Consider the following 18,033-nt stretch of genomic DNA (forward strand, 5'->3'; position numbering starts at 1 on the left):
AATTATATGTGCGAAATTCACGATTATATGTGCGGCTTCGAACAATATATTGCATATGACAAAATTCGACACCTTCCACCCCTAGATTACTACCCTTCCAAAGCATAAAAAAGAGAACACTCCTCGGAGCATCCTCTTAAAATCAAACTATATTTTTCAAAAAAAGAGTTATCGTACTGATCTTGCCCCTAAGTAGCGCTGTGACCAGTAGGAATTACTCATGCTAGTGATCGTTACTCCTGTTGAGGAACCTGCATGAATGAATTGATTATTCCCCATATATATACCGGCATGTGATGGACCAGCAGTATAAGTTTCAAAGAATACGATATCTCCTACTCTCGGACTCGAAACATGCGTTGTTGCGTTCCAAATCGTTGCTACAGTGCGGGGAATATCAACCCCTTGTGTACGGTATACATATTGAAGATAACCACTGCAATCAAAGCCACTTGTAGTTGATCCACCCCATACGTATGGAACTCCTAAGTGTCTTCTTGCTTCTGCTAATAATGCATCAACATTAAAACCAGATTGTTCAACAGAACTTCCTGTAGTTGGAGTTAATCGCAATACTTGTCCTACACGAATTAAATCGCTTGTAAGATTGTTAAATTGTCTTAACTGAGTCACTGAAAGATTATGATTCAAGGCAATTCTCGAAAGAGTATCTCCTGAACGAACCGTGTATGTTGTCGCTGTTGATTGAACTGTATTGCTAGTTTGTTGGATCGCTCCACTTGAACTCGTAATTCTCAACACTTGCCCAACACGAATCAATGATTTCTCGCAATGACAGATAAACTATCACCTGATCTAACTGTATAGTTAGTCGTTACGTGAGTTGTCTTATTACTCACTTGCTACACGGACCCTGTTCCCACTGTTGATGTACCCGGGATTCGTAATACTTGCCCAACACGAATCAAGTCAGATGACAAGTTGTTTAGAGATTGAATCGCAGAAACAGTAGTATTATAGTTTCTAGCAATAACGGATAAACTATCACCTGATTTTACTGTATAAGACTGTGAGGTAGTTTGAGTGCTTTGAGGTGCTTGAATAGTTAAGTTTTGGCCTACAAAAATAGTAGATGATGTTAAACTGTTCCAGTTCATTAGATTTTGCACTGATACATTGTTTTCATTGGCAATCTTCCATAAAGAGTCTCCAGATTGAACATTATATCCACTTGCATCCGCTTGTCCTGCAAACAAGAAAAGTGCTATTGCAGCTGTTGTTGCAGTCGATAATAAGTATTTTTTCATGATGTAACTCCTCGTTGTTTTTTTCCACTTACCAAGCCTTTGTGGATGAAATCTAGTAATACATTTAATTGTAAACGTAACTTACTAGGGTCGATATGCTTAAATATTGGTCATCATGGTAGGTTATGGGTAAAGAAACAACATGAAGAATAATCACTTCTTAGTTTTTGCAAAAATAAAACGCGCCTGTAATAACAAGCGCATCACTTTAATCATCTGTATTCTCTTGAGTTCTGAAAATATCAACAAGGTGTTCCAATCCTGGGGTAACTGCTAAAGCTTGGATAATTGTACCTATTGCTTGGATCCATTTACCAACACTTCGTAGATGGTCGCCTTTTTCTTCGTTAGAATATAATTTATTTAGAACACCAGACGCCTCAATAATTGCCCCGAAGGATTGAATGCCATTACCAAATGCCTTAGGGGGGTTGTCATCACTTCGTGCAATTGCTGTAATATAGGAACCGAACGCTTGAACTGCATCGCTTATAACCTCTAGCTGATGATTTAAATCATCATCCATCTTTAGTTCTCGATACGCAATTGCGGCATTTCCACTAGAGGCAATACCTTGAATAATATTCCCTACCTCAGCAAGACGATCTTCCACTTCGGCTTCCGCGATCATAAAGTTACCGATCCCCTGAACTGCATCCCCTACAATACGCGTCTTTTTTCCATCTGTGCTATCTTGGATTTCAATACTCACGCCCATAGCCGCGATTGTGGCTCCAATTGCCTCAATCCAGTTTCCTATGATATACATTATTGGACTTGCCATTGGCAACACTCCACCTACAAACCTCTCGTTTCTTTATCTATTAGACAAATACTCTCTCGTTGCACCAATGGATTGATAAGCAGTACCAATTGATTGCAACCAACCTCCTAATGTCTCCAACTGTTGACCCCTATGTTCATTGGACTCCAAGGCTGTATACACACCGATTGCTTCCAAGGCGGCACCGATTGATTGAAGAATATTACCATAGACTAGTTTTGGGTCCTCTGCTAACCTACCTAACGATGCATAAAAAGACCCTATAGATTGTAAAGAATCACCAATGATTTCTAATTTTCCAGCATCCTCTTCGTCAGTTAGTCCTCTTAGCATCTTATATTCAGCAAACGAATTTGCAGATGTACCAGCTGCTTGAATCCAGTTCCCGAGCTGGACACCTCCATCATCCTCGTTCGCAATTGCTTGTATTGCATTCCCTAAACCTTGCACAGCATTGCCAACTGTACCTATCTCAAGACCACGTTCATCGTCTCCTTTTAATTGAACTGATTCACCTATTGCTGCAATTGTGGCACCGAGAAACTCAACCCAGTTTCCTATAATATCTAATAATTCATCTGACATACGTACCAGCCACCTACTGTCATTTGCCGTGAAAAATACAATTTAACAATATGATATTCAATTGTTTGCCTATCCGTGTTTAACAAATTAACTGCTTACACAACTAATACTCTTTCCGTTTCTTCAGTAACTTTTCATTATCAAAGAAATCGAGGATAACCATGCCTAAACTCTGTGGAGTCATTTTTCTATATGTTTTAATCATTCTCATGATGAAATATTCATCCAAAAGTTAGTACATTCCCTTGTCCACTTTATTTTATGTCCTCACTTTTATTATATGAAAGTTAATTAATGTTGGTTCTAATACCAAAATCCGTTACCTTCCATATCCTATTCATCCATTCACTTCATCACATGTGCCAATCCATCCATATTTCTCTGATAGGGAAAATCTTTTTGTTACTATCATGCTTATTATTTATCAATAGAGGGCGATTATAGTACCATAAGAAAATAGATAGTTTTTAGGAGGTAGTTATGAAACGTATTTTATCTTTCGTTCTATTCATTATCCTATTTAGCGTAATCATAGGCTGTAGTTCCGATTCCGGTGAAAGTACAAGCTACCAACAAGAGGATTTTAATATTTCTCTATTGAACACAGCAGGAGAAACAATTAATATTTCTCCAGCTGGTAAAACATTGTACGCTTATTTTACCGGAGTTGGCTGACAACTCTGCCTTTCTCAGCTAGTTGAGCTGAATAACCAACTTGATAGGTTTCGCGAAATGGGTGTTACAGTTTACGCTATCAGTCCTTCCTCACCTCAGGAGCATGAAATGTTCCTAATGCAAAACGATATCCATTTCGAAATATTTACAGATCTTAATTATGAATTTGGGGAAAATTTTGGGTTTCTCGACCTAGAAAACAATTCTATCTTCCGCGGCTACGTTGGGGCTAACCCTACATCAGAACAATTGGTTGTAGAAGTAGATTACTTAGTTGGACAAGGGATCGAGCAAGTATTTGAGGTAATGGAAGAGCTTTAGTCAGGTAAAAGAGGCGCGCTATAGAGCTCGCCTCTTTTTGTTATTAAGCAGTTTGATCTTCTTTACGTCTTCTTGTAATTAACACCGTCACACCTGCTACAACTAATAGCATTCCTACAATGAGCCAGTTATACAGACCACTGTTTGTATCAGGTAATTTTTCTTTGCTACTCTCTTTCTTAGTATCATCATTAGACTCTTTATTACCATCACCAGTTCCATCTCCAGGTGGTGTTGGAGTTTCTTCCTCTTCCCCACTTCCAGGTGGTGTTGGAGTTTCTTCCTCTTCCCCACTTCCTGGTGGTGTTGGAGTTTCTCCCTCTTCTCCACTTCCTGGTGGTGTTGGAGTTTCTTCCTCTTCTCCACTTCCTGGTGGTGTTGGAGTTTCTTCCTCTTCTCCACTTCCTGGTGGTGTTGTGTCCTCCTGCTCAACTTCCATTACAGCGTAGATACTAAAACTGTTTGTTTCATAGTAAAATATACCATCTTCATAGTATCCACCAGCTCTAGACTCCCACTCGCTTGTAGCTCCATTAAATCTAAAAACCTTAAGATTAGTTGCATTTTCAACGTTCTCTGAATCCAAAGTAAACTCTAGTAAAACTGGTTCAGTTGAAAACTCAGTTATATAGTTTTCACCATCGAAAATCGTAAATTTATAAATCTTAGATCTAATTTCTTTCCCATTAATTGACACAAATAGATCATCAGTATTTTCCAACTGTTCTTCCACTTCAATTGTTAACCCTTTACCTGCACTAAAGTAAACTGTAGGTATTGTTACACTTACATCTGCCTTTTTTATAGTTACTTTAGTACCTTCTTTTGATAGTAAATTATCAACTTGTTCTGCAGTAAATACAAACTTTATATATTCGTTATTCACATCATTAATTTCAAAATTTTCACCTGGTGCTATTTCGTTAATATCGTCTTCTGAAACATAATGAGTTTGCTGATCATCTCCTGGAGGTGTTGTTTCATCCTCAATTCCCATAAATTCATTATAAACTTCCCATAGGTCTCCCCATAGAATTTCACCATTCTCATTACGCTTGATTGAAACAATTTTACCTTGGTCATCATAATTGAAGATTTGCTCCATACTCACAAGTATCTCATCTGTCAACACTTCTCCTGAAGCATTTGCAGATTGACCAGATCTAAACATATAATTAACATCAGAGTTCAAATGAGATGGGTAATTATCGTTCGCATTTGGTACATCATTTGTTCTATAAGAAACAAATCCATCAATCGTAAAATCAGTTGGAATATGCGCATACGTTGTAAAGCTTAAGTTTGCACCAACATTATTAAAACCGATATTGTTTCTTGCAATTAATCCCGGATTACTGTTACTTGTAAAACCGAAGTAGCCGTTTCCAAATGCAATACTGTTCTCAATCACATGTGGAACATGAACTCCTTCTCCACCAAGCTTAAATCCATTTTTCCCAGCGTTTCCTTCATAACCGCTAGTTAATCTACCATTATTAAATGCGATACTATTGCGAATCGTAACCGCACCGATTGCACCAGTACCTACCTTCGTATATAAATCCCATCCATCATCAATATTGTTATGAGATACGTTTCCGTCAAACACATTTCCTTCTCCAACAGTTAACTTCGCTGCAAAACCATCAGCATTGTTTTCAGAAGGATCGCGGTTATCAAACGAAATACTGTTTAAGATTTGGTTATAAGACGGCCACTTCTCACGATCATTTTCCGTCGTATCTGTTCGACTGATTTGTAAACCAGTGTCTCCATGTTCAAACAATCTTAGGTTATCGATAATGTTGTAACTACCACCGATTGTATAACCTTTTGTATTTCCAGCAGAACGAGCAAAGTCTAAACCTTGTACATACCAGTAGTTCCCACTATGAACAACACCTTCTGATCTTCTGTCAAAATCAATAAGTGGTCGCTCTGTAGCTTCTGGATCAGCAACAAGATATTTCATTGCACCCTCAGTTCCATCATTAAACTTCTTAATTTCAATATTCGAATTACGTACATAGTGTCCTTCCATCACATAAATGTATTGACCTGGACGTACATAATCAATGGCAGTATCAATATCTAACGGGTTTTCCTTTGTTCCGTTACCTGCACTTGCACCTGTTGGAGACACATAAATATTCCCGTCTTCAACAAATGTTTTGTTAGTGACCGTTACATTATGAACGATTTTATTATAGGAAGTTAAGAATTGTGTGTCATCTGGTAAGAATGTTGTACTGAAATTTGTGTTGCTATTCGCAGCTATAGTTGCTGGAATTTCAACAATCTCTCCTGCTCTTACTTCTCTATCTTGTGCAATTACCTCATGACCTTGTTTTACAGTAATAACCCCATCTACATTTGCTCTAAGTAAAAGCGTGTAGTCAGTTAGAGGTGTTCTTGCTAAAGACAAATACTCAAAGTTTGGCGATATTGGTTCAGCAGGCGGTTCCACTCTTGGTGTATCCGTTGCTGCAGCTGTGACAGTAAAGTCAATATTACTTACTTCAATGGTCGCTAGACGTGCTGTGTAGAAACCTACATATATTTTTCCATCTTGAACATCTAAAATATCAGGTTCAAAGAACATCGCTTCTTCACCATTATTTAATTGACCACTGTATCCACTGTTTGTTTTCGTTAGTGTTAATCGATAATTTTCAGCTGTGTTAGAAGCATTTGGCCTTTCATTTTTTATCATTTTCTTTTGAATGCCTTCGCTTCCTTCACCATCTGCAGCAACAACACCTGTTCTAATAAACGCTTGCGTTCCATTTGCATCTCGAGTACCACCACTAAATCCACCTACTGCAGCAATATTCGAAGCAAATACACTTGCATCTTGTACAGGATTCACGGCATCACGAGCCATAATACCAAAAGACTCTTGTCCATCATGTGGGGTCTTTGCATATTCAATTACCTTAATGTCCGCAGATAAAACAAAGTTATCTTCTGTAGCGTCAATTTCTGTGTAATAGAAAGAGATTCCATCATGATCTCCCGTTATTTTTCCTCCACCTTCTAAGGCTACGATCTCAATTACACCATTATCTTTCACATTAATGTAGTTTCTTGCATCGGAAGTAGATTGACCAAAACGCATCGTCTTCCATTCTACTTCAGTTTCCGCTCTTACAGTAACCGCTAGATTAATAGATTCAATAGAATCATCAACTGGAACTATCACAACATCATATTTTCCAGCAGTAGAGCTATTGAAAGCTGAACTATCTATTGAATAAGCAGATTCTATTAACAGCTCTCTATCTCCATTATCAAAAACGTTAGAAATCTCCAGTCCATCAAGGTCTAATCCTTCCCCAACAACATACGTTGTTTTCGGATAATTCGTCACTTCAATAGCTACTAACTCTTTTTCTTTCACTTCAAATGTTAATGTAGCAGTTTGTCCTTTATGAGATAAAATGATCTCTCTTTCTCCAGGAGTCGTTGTATCCAGTGCTGAGACAGTATATTCGTCTGCCATAAGTCTTACTGATTTTCCGTCATCATAGTTTGCATACAAGCTAAGGCCTGATAGATCTAACTCATCGCCTAGATAATACAGCGACTTCACTGGTTGTTGTCTTATCTCTAAACCTATAAGGTCAGCATCTTTTACAACAACTTCAAAAGATGTAGTCACTTCTGGTGTTTCTGTAGAAATAACTGTAACCACTTTTGTTCCTGCTTCTGTAAATGTATATCCCTCTTCCCCAATTTCCTGACCACCTATCGCAAAAGAATAGAGATCTTTGGAAAGCTGTGAAGAAGTTCCATTATTGTAATAAGCAATTACAGAAAACCCTTGTGGATCAAATAAATCACCTTTATAGTAATCTGTTTTCGCAGGATAATATCTAATTTCTAAGTCTGTTACCGTCAGTGCTAGAATCTCTAAATCTACTGTTGCAGTTTTCCCATTATAATTGATCGTTATTTTATTTGTTCCTACTTTACTACTATCAAAGCCGGTAACAATATAATCGGATGGAGTAAGTTCTTCTTCACTTCCATCGGAAAACCTCGCCGTTACTCTTAATCCTGTTAAATCTAGCTCTTGGCCCATTAATATCTCTGTTGTCATTTCGCTAGAATCCACGATTAGTTCATTTACAACTCTATTATCTACGACAATATCAAAATTACTAAACGTAATGTCAGCACCTCTAGCTACATAGAGACCAGCAAATACGTTTTCGGAAAATAAGTCATCTACTGTAATAACTTCTTCATTTCCGCTTACGTTCACTACATACGTATTTCCAGCTTTTTTGATTGATAACTCGTACTCTTCTCCTGCAGTTGGAATGCTTAAGTCACTAAATGGTGATAATTTTGATTGTTGGGATCCTTCTTTATAAAATCCCTTCATTCCACCTGTGGAAGCGTTATTCAAATCAAGTGCCCCAACAGCAACATAATTTGCTGTGTGTCCACTAGTAGTACCATGTTCCCCAATTTCATCCCTAAGCATTAATCCAAAGGAAACTTGATTATCTCCTGCGTTAATACTATTTATATAGGCTTTAGACGTGATTTCAAAGTTCGCACTTGCTGGTACTTCTTTATGGTAAAAAGAAATACCATCAACAGAACTAGATATTTTCCCACCAGTAGCTACTATCTGAACAGAGCCATCCTCATGAAAAGTAGGATCAGGATTTCTAGGTGGGTTGTTCGTAATATTTGTATTATCACCAAATGCCGAAAACTCCCAATCTCCTAATTCAATTTGTCCATCTATTGCTAGTTTCACATCACTGAAAGTAACAGTTGTATTTCTTGATGTGAACAATCCTGCGTAATTAATTTCACCATTGTACTCCTCTATTGTCTGGACTTCCCCATCCACTTCAAGGATATATAGGTTTCCTGATTTTTGAATACTTAGCTCATACGTTTCTTCAGCCGCAGGTACTGACGTGTTAGGAAACGTATGATTGTTCTTTTGCAAACCAGAGTCACTATATTTATAGAAGCCCTTCATCACTTGATCAAGTGCACCAACTGCAACATAATCTCCTGTAAAAGTTCCTTGATTTTCATTTTCTAGTACATTGCCTCTTAGCATAATACCAAAGGAAACTTGATTATTCGCTGTCCAAGCATTTACATGCGCTGTAGCAGAGATCTTATAGTTCCCATCGGTTGGCACATCTTTAAAATAATAGGCGATACCTTCCGTACTTCCTGCTATCTTCCCTCTGTTATTGCTTGATCGAACCGTAACAGTATTATTCTCATTTTCTGTGATTTCGAAGTTTTCACTGGATATATTACTTTGGCCACCATTATCACCAAACACACTTCCCTGCCAATCACTAGAGATGTTTATCATTCCTTCAAATGGATCTACCTCTTCTTCAGCAAATACCGGCAGCTGAAAGCTTGGAAATAACAATAAAAAAATCATGAACATTGCTAAACCTCGTTTATGTTTCCGCACAAAAAAACCCCCTCAACATTTTTGTTATTTTTTAAAATAATCTCCTTTCATTTTTATAGCTAATCGGTATACACCGAGAGCAAACAACAATAAACTAAGTAAGTACATAGAATAACTAGACTTTTAAACGAGCTGTATGTAAACAGTGAATCCCTAACGGCTTTAAACACTATTTAACTATAATATTCTTACGTAAAGATGAAATATGTAGGAGTAAACTACTAGGACTAAAGATATAGGTTGTACAAAGTGGGGTTGAACATATTTGGGATTACAAACAAAAATAACAACGTTGTAATACAAGATAATTGTAATCGTTTACAAATGTGTGTGTCAACATTTTTCTCGCTTTTATTTGTGACAAAGTAACGAAATGGTTATAAAATGATTTCAAAATAAATATTAATAAATGTTTGTTTCTCAAATCCTATGTGATTTTGAGTCCATAATCGATTTTCACTATATAAAGATAATAAAAAGAGCTCTGTCCAATGAGCTCTTTCGTCATTTATCAATTACATTCCCCTAGTTTCCAAACCATCGCCACATTCCTCGCCAGCAATTCTAAATAGGTTGAACCATTTCTTATCGCTTCTTGAAGCTCACAAGGCCCCTGAACAATTGAAAATGCGGCATCAATTCCATGTTCATGAACAACTTCATACCCTTTTCCTAGTGTTCCACATAACGCTATTACCTTCACTCCCATTTCTTTTGCAGCTCTCGCAACACCAATGGGAGTTTTTCCATGAATTGTTTGGTTATCGATCCGACCTTCTCCAGTGATAACCAAATCAGCATCCTTTGCTCTTTCCCTAAAATTTGTTTCCTTTAAAACAATATCCACTCCTGGTTCAAGAGTTGCATTTAAGCACGCCATCAGCCCTGTACCTAATCCACCTGCTGCGCCTGCTCCTGGAACATCTTTTACGTTTTTCCCCGTTACCTTTACTAATACATCATTATATTGGGAAAGTGCTTCGTCTAGTTCTTCAATCATCGACTCAGTAGCTCCCTTTTGTGGACCGTAGATAGTACTTGCACCATTTTTACCTAACAATGGATTATCTACATCGCAAGCAACAAGAATTTCTACCTCTTTTAAACGTGGATCTAAGTTAGATAAATCTAATTGAGCTAAATTCTTTAAGGCACCACCACCGCGTGGTAACCAAGAACCGTTCGAATCAGAGAATACGCCTCCTAGTGCTTCCATCATACCTGCACCACCATCGTTCGTAGCACTTCCGCCAATACCTATAATTATTTTGCGAACGCCGTGATCTAAAGTAGCACGGATTAATTCCCCGGTTCCGTAAGTCGTTGCAATCAAAGGATTTCTTTTCTCCCTAGGAACAAGTGCCAACCCAGATGCTTCTGCCATTTCAATTATGGCTGTTGTTTTATCATCAGACAAAGCAAATGTTGCTTCCACCGGCTCTCCTAAAGGTCCTGTAACAACTTGTTTATGAAATCTTCCACTCAACGCATCCCCTAATGACTGTGTTGTTCCCTCCCCTCCATCAGCCATCGGAATTAATTCAATATCAATCTCATTTTGAAAAACCGAGCGAAAGCCTCGTTCTATTGCTTTCGCTGCTTCTTGGGCTGTCATACATTCTTTAAATGAATCTGGAGCAATTATTATTTTTCTCTTCAAATTACTCTCTCCCTTTGAAAAAAACTACTCGTAAATTTTCTCTACAAGTAGTTTTTATAAAGAATATTAACGCATATTTACTCCGCCATTAATGTCGATTGTTTCCCCAGTTAAGAAGTCAGACAAGTCTGATGCTAAATATAACACTGCTCCTGCAACATCATAAGGAACACCTTCCCGTTGAAGTGGAATACCCTTCACTGTGTTTGCTCTATTTTCTTTAGTATTAAAAGTGTCGTGGAAAGGAGTTTCTCCAATCAAACCAGGTGCCACAACATTTACATTAATTTTATATGGAGCTAATTCTTTTGCTAAACCTTTTGAAAACGTAGATACTGCGCCTTTTGAAGCAGCATATGCTACTGCTCCGGGTCCACCGCCATTATGCCCAGCAAGAGAGGACATATTAACAATTTTCCCTCCGTTTTCTTTCATATAAGGAATTGTTTGCTGTGAAACTAAGAATGCACTTGTAACATTCACGTCCATTACCTTATGCCATAGCTCTTCAGACATTTCCTCAATAGGAGTTCTCTGTACCATGTGACCAGCATTGTTTACTAGAATATCTATTTGATTTCCGAAAAAATCAGCAGCTTCTTTTACAAAGGAAACAATTTCATCCTTTACGAGAACGTCTCCCTTAACTGCTATAGCTTTTTGCCCAAATGATTTGATTTTCTCTACTACTTCCTCTGCTCCTGAACGATTGCTACCATAATGAACTGCTACGTTTGCACCTGCTTCCCCTAACATCAAGGCAATTTCCCTGCCTATTCCAGTTCCAGCACCTGTTACTAGTGCTTTTTTTCCTTTTAAATTTATCAAGTAGTCCACTTCTCCTCTATGTAGTTTTTATTGTCTATCATGAAAATATGAGTATCATCAGAACCAGAATTTAGCTTCACTCCCCTAGTATCCCCTCGATATTATCTAGCTCTTCTTTGGAGAATTCTAGATTCGCTACCGCAGCAACGTTATCCTCAATTTGGCTTACTTTACTAGCACCGATAATGACGGATGTTGTGCGACCTTCTCTTAGTACCCATGCCAATGCCATTTGAGCGAGATTTTGGCCACGCGCTTCAGCAATTTCATTTAATTTCTGTACCTTCACAATTACTTCTTCCGTAATTTGCTCCTTATTTAAGAAGACAGAACCACCTGCTGCACGAGAATCGTTTGGAATTCCATTTAGATATTTATTAGTTAACAGCCCTTGAGCTAATGGAGAAAAGGCAATAGAACCTACTCCATGTTTTTGCAATACATTTTGAAGTCCATCTTCTACCCAACGATTAAACATAGAGTAACTTGGTTGGTGAATTAGTAATGGTGTTCCCAAGTCTTTCAATATGCTGATTGCTTCTTCTGTCTGCTCTGAAGAATAATTAGAAATTCCTACATAGAGAGCTTTTCCCTGTTTCACAACTTGATCTAACGTACGCATTGTTTCTTCTATAGGAGTATTAGGATCAGGACGATGAGAGTAGAAAATATCTACATACTCTAATCCCATACGTTTTAAGCTTTGATCAAGACTTGCAATCAAATTCTTCTTCGATCCCCACTCTCCATATGGACCTGGCCACATATAATAGCCAGCTTTCGAAGATATTATCATTTCATCTCGATAAGGTTTAAAATCTTCTTTCAGCATTTTACCAAACATTTCTTCCGCGGACCCTGGTGGTGGTCCATAATTGTTTGCTAAATCAAAGTGAGTAATTCCTAGATCAAACGCTCTTCTAAGCATAGCACGACCATTCTCAAACGTATCTACGCCCCCAAAGTTATGCCATAACCCTAAAGAAATAGCTGGCAGTAACAAACCTGAATTTCCACATCGGTTGTATTTCATTGTTTCATATCTAGTTTCATTTGCTATGTATGTCATATTAAAACTCCCTCTTATCATTTATTTCACTGCTTGAGGATGATCTTCCTTTACCAAATCTAATTGTGCTGCACTTGCATTTAAGACTACTTGTTCTTCATTTTTACAACCTGGAATAACTGATGTAACCGCAGGATGTTGAAGACACCATGCTAAAGCCCACTGTGCCATGTTGACCCCTTCTGGAACTTCGTTTGAACGGATTTCTTCCACAAGCTTCAGTTTCTCATCAACCTCTGCTTTTTCATGTCGGTTTCGAACATCATTTTCCACAAACACCGCACCTGGTTTATACTTACCACTCAAATATCCACTTGCCAATGGAACCCGCGCTAACACTCCTAAGTCCTGTTTTTCACATGATGGAAATACTTTTTTCTCTGGCTTTTTATCAAGACGATTGTAGACAACTTGAATGGCAGAAGCCCCTACCTCTGTCGCTTTGTCTGTTTGGTATACGTTTTCATTACTTCCTATTGAAATACCTAAATGACGAATTTTCCCTGCTGCAACTTGCTTATCAAGCATCGTCCATAAATCATCATTATTGAAGTAGTCATCACTCCCAGAATGAAATTGATATAAATCAATATAATCTGTTTTCAATGACGTTAATGAAGCATCCAACTGTGATAGCACTTCTTCTGCCGCCCAATGATTTGTTCGATCAAAATTGTTATGAAAATGATGACCAAATTTCGTTGCTACAATCCAGTCCTCACGCTTGTCGTTGCTTAAATAGTTACCAATAAATTTTTCTGAAAGGTGGTCACCATAACATTCTGCAGTATCTATAAGGTTAATCCCTACTTCCTTTGCTTTTGTGAGGATAGCATCTACTTCTTTTTGTGAAAAATCCATTCCCCATTCGCCGCCAAACTGCCATGTTCCTACTCCTACAACCGATACATCTAATCCTGATTTTCCTAGCTTTCGATACTTCATCTTCTCATCTCCTTTAGTAAGTGCTAAATATATACGCTTCTATTACAGTTAATAAAGATTCGTCTCACCACGAAGTATACGTTTTCTTATTTGACATGACAAGTATTCACAATGGAAGATTTCCCTTCATAACAGGTTACACTAAGGTTTCCATAGAAGTTCCAGATAACGTATAATAATCTGCCCCACCCTATCTCTATCTGATACAATACCATCACCAGCAGCATCTCCCTTCTTTGATGGATACTTTGAACCTTTTATATAGCTATCACTTTCGGCCCTTTTTCCATAGAGGATCCACAAAGAGGGCATGGTTTCGTATCCAATATTGTATCTTCATAGGTTAAAACTCGTTGCCACGCGTTACAATCTTTATTTTTACATAACCATGCTAGCACTGTTTCCTTTTGCTTTGACTTCACTTGGTAAGTTCTCCCACTATCTGAGCTTTTCTTACCGCCTTCCTTATTCTCCACTTTGTAAGCCTCGAGTAGAAAACGAGAAACGGAAGCTTTCTTTCCTCGATAATAGGAAGGGGAAGTAACATATAGCTCCTCCTTTGCCCTTGTTATAGCCACATACATTAATCTGCGCTCTTCCTCTAATGCTAACTTTATTTTCTCTTTACTGCTTTTTACAGTTGTAAAAACATCGTCCATTTTTTCTGCCTCTAATGCGGAAATATGAGGGAGAATTCCTTCTGATGCTCCTATGATAAAAACCGTAGGGAATTCTAAGCCTTTGGAGCGATGGATCGTCATCAAAGATACAGCATTTATATCGGATTTATTTTTATTGTTCTTCATTTCTTCATTCTTTATCTTCATCTCTTCAATAAATGTAAGAAAATTTGGTATTGAGGAAAACCTCTTTGCGGAAGCTTCAAGCTCATCTAATGACTCTCTCATTGTTTCTTTATGCAGGGAGTTTTCATGAGCCGTTGCATCAATAAAATTGTCGTAGAAATAAGAGCGAATTTCTTGAATAGCATCGATCGGCTTACGTTCCTGTAAATCTTTTACGAACTTTATTCGGTCTTTCATTTTCTTAGCTTGGAACTCCTTTATACCAGGCATTGATGCGAGATGACTTAACGGATACTTCTTTCTTTGCTCTGCCTCTCGTCTTTTTATATACTCTATTCCTTTCTCCTTATTAATATATAAAGAAGGTAAGATACTTTCAATGGAATCTATATTTCTTGGATCCATGCTCAAACGTAAATAGTCTACGACAGGCTTAACGATCCATTGATCATAAAATAATTGATCACTTACCGAAAAACTAATAAAAGGGATATCGTCTAAGGTTAACTGTTCAAAAATCGCTCGACTGTTGCTAGCTGTACGATGTAAAATCGCAAAATCTCGATATTCATGAGTACCATCTGATACTTTCTTCTGTATCTGGGTGATTACCCATTGCGCCTCGTCATCCGTTGACAAAGGCTGTCCAAATTGAGGAGAAAGCCTACTTTCCTTTATAACCTTAAGTGTCTTTTCTTTCCTTTGAGAGTTATATTTTATTAGCTCATTACCTAATCCTACGATACTATTCGTTGATCGGTAATTGATATCTAATGTCACTGTCTTCGTATTAGGAAACTCCTTATCAAAATTTAAGATAATATCATTGCGCGCACCATTAAAAGAATATATCGTCTGGTCATCATCACCTACCACAAAGATATTATGATGTTTTTTCACAATCATTTTAATAAGCTCATATTGCAATAGATTCGTATCTTGAAACTCATCTACCATGACATACTGAAAGCGATCTTGAATTGATTTTAAGAGACTCTCATTCGATTGAAGTAAATGATAGGCTTCCACTAAAATATCATCATAATCCCATTGGTATTGCTGTTTTTTCCACTCTTCATACTTTCTAAATACTCCCTTAACATCTTTGTCAGAAGGTGACTTTGTTGGCATATCTTCTATCGTGAACATGTTCATTTTACAGTTGGAATAAAGAGCTAATATGTTTTCTGGCTGATAAGTATCACCCAGGTTCATTTCTTTTAAAATTAACTTTATGATTATTTGCTTATATCGTTCATTATTTAATATTACTTGGTTGTATCCTTGATGTCTTAATAAGAACAGAAAGAAGGAGTGGAATGTTCTAGCTTGTAGTTGATTAGTTATCTGTTGGGTTATTCTAGGCAAAGCTGATAATCGCTGCTTCATTTCTTCTGCTGCTTTTTTTGTGAATGTCACAAGTAAAAGGTTTCTAGCTTGGACACCTTTTACAGAGAGTAAATAACCTGTTCTACACACAATAACGGATGTTTTTCCAGACCCTGCACCTGCAATGGTTAATATTGGCCCTTGATAATGTGATACTGCTTTTTTTTGCGGTTTATTTAGAGTAATACCTATTCTTTCTATTTCTTTAAAAAATATAGTTTCATTTTCATCTATACTGGAACTATCACTTACATTATCATGTATCATTTCCGCAAGTAATTTCGTTTCTTTTTCCACGCCGGCTGGCGCATCAAAAAATTGGTTTTCCTCCATTTATCCTCTACCCCTTATATCCTTACGTTCCCTTATCATACTAAAGGGTGTGTTCCTAGGTCAAAGCCTGGTGACACACCCTTTATTTCTATCTTTTTCGAAATGCTCTTCTTTCTGCATAGGTGACACACTTAAAACATACCTTTACAGTATTCCCCTTATCGTCATAATAATTACTTGGTCTCTTGGCTTTCCCTTTGCAAATTGCGCACTTGGATCCAAATAAACGAGATAACATGTGAATCCCTCCATACTGTATAACTATTTATCTTTAACGCTTTGTTAAACCTTTATGTTGATTTTTAACATAGCATATCTTAATAGAATTGGTTCACTTTTGTAACTAACATCTCACAATATAGGTATATACATCAAGGAATTCGACAATTTTTTGAAATTATCAAAAATAACGTCTAAAAATATTAATAAAAAACATAAATATTCTAAAAAGTATGATATATTATCTATTATATTATTTTAATCATTTAAAATTTTAACGCTTTAAAGGAGGCATTCATTTGAACGATTTAGGAAATAATCGAGAACAATGGGGCTCACGCTTAGGCTTTATTTTAGCGGCGATGGGTTCAGCAGTAGGGTTAGGTAACATTTGGCGTTTCTCTTATGTAACTGGGGAAAATGGAGGAGCTGCATTCTTATTAGTATATATACTTTGTATACTACTTATTGGTATCCCTATCCTAATGGCTGAATTTACAATTGGCCGACGTGCACAAAGTGATGCTGTTGGTGCATTTGAAAAGCTTGCTCCAGGAAAACCATGGGTAGCTGCAGGATATATGGGTGTTGCATCAGCATTTATTATTCTTTCATTCTATGCAGTTGTTGCTGGTTGGGCAGTGTATTACTTTGTACAATATGTATTAGGGAATTTAAGTGCACCACCAGAGGATGGATATGCTGGATTCTTCGTTGGATTTATCTCCAATTCAACACAACCGCTTTTCTGGCAGTTTTTATTTATGGTCCTAACAGTTGGTATTGTATTTGTAGGAGTTAAAAAAGGGATCGAAAAAGCGAACAAAATCTTAATGCCATTATTAGCTATTCTAGTTATTATTCTAGCTGTTTACAGCTTATCTCTTGATGGGGCAAGTGAAGGGGTAGCATTCTTATTTAGTCCTGATTGGAGCAAATTACTAGATCCAGAAGTATATTTAGCAGCTTTAGGTCAAGCATTTTTCTCCCTAAGTTTAGGTATGGGTGCATTAATCACATACGGAAGCTATCTGAAGAAAGAACATAAACTCCCTGGTGCAGCAGTAGGTGTTGCTGGGTTAGATACTATTTTTGCAATCATTGCTGGCTTAATGATATTCCCAGCTGTATTCGCATTTGGGGTTGCTCCGGATGAAGGTGCGGGTCTTGCGTTCATCATTCTTCCTGAAATCTTTGGGGATATGGCTCTTGGTCAATTGTATGGTATCCTTTTCTTCTTCTTATTATCTGCTGCAGCATTATCGTCGGCTGTATCATTATTAGAAGTTGCAGTTGCATTTTTTATTCGTAAGTTTGATTGGTCTAGAAAGAAAGCTTCGATAATTATTGGGGGAATTATTTTCTTATTAGGAATTCCTGCTTCATTAGGTAATGGAGTGTGGTCGCACATCTCTTTCTTCGGTCAACCTGATATTATTGATAGTATGGACTTCATTGCTTCAAAAATTTTCCTTCCACTAGGTGGTATGATCATTGCCCTCTTTATTGGTTGGGGGTGGAAGAAAGCAGATGCTTTGGAGCATTCTGATTTCGGGGATACTACTCTTGGGAACTTATGGCTTTTCGTTTTAAAATTTGTAGCTCCAGTTCTAATTGTTATTGTGTTTGTAGCTGGATTATTATAAGAAAAAGCACATAAGAAAAGGTGTCAATTGTCTTTAAAGAC

Annotated in this window: 12 protein-coding genes and 1 pseudogene; 3 read left to right on the forward strand and 10 right to left on the reverse strand. The window is 37.4% G+C overall.

Annotation, left to right across the window (positions count from 1 at the left end):
- Nucleotides 1-168 precede the first annotated feature (168 nt).
- From ACERII_RS25035 to ACERII_RS25050, 4 genes are all read right to left on the reverse strand, one after another.
- Nucleotides 169-780 carry a C40 family peptidase gene (locus ACERII_RS25035; protein WP_373645709.1) on the reverse strand — a complete coding sequence of 204 codons (612 nt, stop codon included), beginning with the start codon at nucleotides 778-780 and terminating at the stop codon, nucleotides 169-171.
- Nucleotides 781-863: 83 nt separating this feature from the next.
- Nucleotides 864-1,268 (reverse strand): LysM peptidoglycan-binding domain-containing protein, encoded by a 405-nt coding sequence (locus ACERII_RS25040; protein ID WP_373645710.1) that lies wholly within the window; start codon nucleotides 1,266-1,268, stop codon nucleotides 864-866.
- Nucleotides 1,269-1,476: 208 nt separating this feature from the next.
- The gene (locus ACERII_RS25045; RefSeq protein ID WP_373645712.1) at nucleotides 1,477-2,052 is read right to left on the reverse strand and encodes a DUF6944 family repetitive protein; all 576 of its coding nucleotides are present in this window, start codon (nucleotides 2,050-2,052) and stop codon (nucleotides 1,477-1,479) included.
- A 33-nt stretch (nucleotides 2,053-2,085) separates the two neighbouring features.
- Nucleotides 2,086-2,637 (reverse strand): DUF6944 family repetitive protein, encoded by a 552-nt coding sequence (locus ACERII_RS25050; protein WP_373645713.1) that lies wholly within the window; start codon nucleotides 2,635-2,637, stop codon nucleotides 2,086-2,088.
- Nucleotides 2,638-3,117: 480 nt separating this feature from the next.
- On the opposite strand from ACERII_RS25050, the gene ACERII_RS25055 reads away from it, so the two are divergent.
- Nucleotides 3,118-3,312 (forward strand): hypothetical protein, encoded by a 195-nt coding sequence (locus ACERII_RS25055; RefSeq protein ID WP_373645714.1) that lies wholly within the window; start codon nucleotides 3,118-3,120, stop codon nucleotides 3,310-3,312.
- Nucleotides 3,313-3,330: 18 nt separating this feature from the next.
- Nucleotides 3,331-3,633, forward strand: a pseudogene (locus ACERII_RS25060) (redoxin domain-containing protein); the annotation flags it as partial.
- 43 nt (nucleotides 3,634-3,676) lie between these two features.
- Here ACERII_RS25060 and ACERII_RS25065 read toward each other — a convergent pair.
- From ACERII_RS25065 to ACERII_RS25090, 6 genes are all read right to left on the reverse strand, one after another.
- Entirely contained in the window at nucleotides 3,677-9,097 is a 5,421-nt protein-coding gene (locus tag ACERII_RS25065) for a bacterial Ig-like domain-containing protein (protein WP_373645715.1), read from the reverse strand.
- 511 nt (nucleotides 9,098-9,608) lie between these two features.
- Nucleotides 9,609-10,757: a glycerate kinase gene (locus tag ACERII_RS25070; RefSeq protein WP_373645716.1), complete on the reverse strand. Its 1,149-nt coding sequence runs from the start codon at nucleotides 10,755-10,757 to the stop codon at nucleotides 9,609-9,611.
- Between the two features lie 66 nt (nucleotides 10,758-10,823).
- On the reverse strand, nucleotides 10,824-11,585 hold the full coding sequence (locus ACERII_RS25075) for an SDR family NAD(P)-dependent oxidoreductase (protein WP_373645717.1): 762 nt from the start codon (nucleotides 11,583-11,585) through the stop codon (nucleotides 10,824-10,826).
- 76 nt (nucleotides 11,586-11,661) lie between these two features.
- Nucleotides 11,662-12,654 (reverse strand): L-glyceraldehyde 3-phosphate reductase, encoded by a 993-nt coding sequence (gene mgrA, locus ACERII_RS25080; RefSeq protein WP_373645718.1) that lies wholly within the window; start codon nucleotides 12,652-12,654, stop codon nucleotides 11,662-11,664.
- A 21-nt stretch (nucleotides 12,655-12,675) separates the two neighbouring features.
- Complete coding sequence (locus ACERII_RS25085; protein ID WP_373645719.1) at nucleotides 12,676-13,599, reverse strand: aldo/keto reductase; 924 nt, start codon at nucleotides 13,597-13,599, stop codon at nucleotides 12,676-12,678.
- Between the two features lie 257 nt (nucleotides 13,600-13,856).
- Nucleotides 13,857-16,127: a UvrD-helicase domain-containing protein gene (locus tag ACERII_RS25090; protein ID WP_373645720.1), complete on the reverse strand. Its 2,271-nt coding sequence runs from the start codon at nucleotides 16,125-16,127 to the stop codon at nucleotides 13,857-13,859.
- 518 nt (nucleotides 16,128-16,645) lie between these two features.
- Between ACERII_RS25090 and ACERII_RS25095 the strand changes: the two genes are divergently transcribed.
- Complete coding sequence (locus ACERII_RS25095; RefSeq protein ID WP_373645722.1) at nucleotides 16,646-17,992, forward strand: sodium-dependent transporter; 1,347 nt, start codon at nucleotides 16,646-16,648, stop codon at nucleotides 17,990-17,992.
- The last annotated feature ends 41 nt before the right edge of the window (nucleotides 17,993-18,033 follow it).

The sequence above is a fragment of the Evansella sp. AB-rgal1 genome (assembly GCF_041820985.1).
In the GTDB taxonomy this organism is placed as follows: domain Bacteria; phylum Bacillota; class Bacilli; order Bacillales; family Salisediminibacteriaceae; genus Evansella.

Bases quoted from the DNA above. Each gene is read 5' to 3' on its own strand.
- ACERII_RS25045 (WP_373645712.1), bottom strand. From the start codon at position 2,052: ATGGCAAGTCCAATAATGTATATCATAGGAAACTGGATTGAGGCAATT.
- mgrA (WP_373645718.1), bottom strand. From the start codon at position 12,654: ATGACATACATAGCAAATGAAACTAGATATGAAACAATGAAATACAAC.
- ACERII_RS25040 (WP_373645710.1), bottom strand. From the start codon at position 1,268: ATGAAAAAATACTTATTATCGACTGCAACAACAGCTGCAATAGCACTT.
- ACERII_RS25050 (WP_373645713.1), bottom strand. From the start codon at position 2,637: ATGTCAGATGAATTATTAGATATTATAGGAAACTGGGTTGAGTTTCTC.
- ACERII_RS25085 (WP_373645719.1), bottom strand. From the start codon at position 13,599: ATGAAGTATCGAAAGCTAGGAAAATCAGGATTAGATGTATCGGTTGTA.
- ACERII_RS25090 (WP_373645720.1), bottom strand. From the start codon at position 16,127: ATGGAGGAAAACCAATTTTTTGATGCGCCAGCCGGCGTGGAAAAAGAA.
- ACERII_RS25055 (WP_373645714.1), top strand. From the start codon at position 3,118: ATGAAACGTATTTTATCTTTCGTTCTATTCATTATCCTATTTAGCGTA.